General features: G+C 40.0%; 1 protein-coding gene. It reads left to right on the forward strand.

The annotated features are described in order from the left end of the window. On the forward strand, positions 1 to 462 hold a 462-nt coding region (tenpIN, locus tag R7E38_RS22785), incomplete at its 5' end, for a type III toxin-antitoxin system TenpIN family toxin (RefSeq protein ID WP_318082126.1). Positions 463 to 1,166 lie beyond the last annotated feature (704 nt).

Below are 1,166 nucleotides of genomic sequence, written 5' to 3' on the forward strand. Positions count from 1 at the left end.
AACGCATCTTTCTACAATGAAAACCCTACAGTTGAGAATGCTCTAGATTATTACAGTGATGATGGTCTTTGGGATCTAACGAAAGTTCGTGGACATGGGGTGGTTAACATTACAGTTAATAATTTGATGTTCGCAATTCCTGTGAGAAGTAATGTCCTTCACTCAGCATCTTACATTTTATTAAAAAACACCAAAAAACGCTGGATTAAGGGGATGGGGCTTGATTATTCAAAAGCTTTGTTAATTCGAAAACCAGACTATGTAAGTGATGAAAATTTTAACTTGAAGGTTAAGGATGCAGGTAAAAAGTTAGTAGGAAAAGAAAAGCATGTTACAGACCAGTTTGAGAAATATGTAAACAAATACATACGTGCAGTAAAGGCGAAAGATAAAAATATCCTTTCTGATCAGGAGTATGTAGACACTACGCTTATTAACTACCATGCTGATTTAGGGATCTAACTCTGAACCAGTATTTAACGTAACGTCACTTAGTGCGAACTCAGATTTAGACACAAGAACGGCTTCCGAATCGGGAGCCGTTCTTCGTTGTCAGGATGCTAATAAACACAAAAAAAACAGCAAGATATTGCGGTCGGTACGTTAGTAACGAAAATCTATAAGTGAAGCGGTAGAGTCCGATCTCGATGCGTCATCATCGAGGCACACAATGACGCAAGGCGGAGGAAAATTTATTTTCCGATACCGCAGTGTTATTACTGGCGAACTCGCCAACTGTGTGCCTATGGAAATCTGTTCCCTTTAATCAAAATCTTGCAAGCCACGACTATACAACGGAAAAGCCACAGCAATACAACGATGATACAACCAAAATGAAGTGGAAAACGTTGAATTCAATGGCTGTGCCACCAGAAAGCCACGACTATACAACGGAAAAACAACCAAAATCGATGATTGAGCATGTAGGGTGTTGTTGATGGTGCTTTGAAGTTTTGAAATATATTTTTTTCGCTCGATAGAAACAAAAAAGCCTCCCAATCGGGAGGCTTTTTTGTTTGGAGAGTTGCCAGATCTGAAAGATCAGCATTGAGATGAAAGGCGTTTAGGAGTGATCGCTTTCCGCAGATGTGAAAAAACCAGCCGTAGGAAGCTGGTTTATTTCGGGATAGTCACATGATGTGAAGGTCCGTGAGGTCCTTCCATGA

It is taken from the genome of Vibrio sp. Vb2131 (genome assembly GCF_033338535.1).
GTDB lineage: Bacteria > Pseudomonadota > Gammaproteobacteria > Enterobacterales > Vibrionaceae > Vibrio > Vibrio alginolyticus.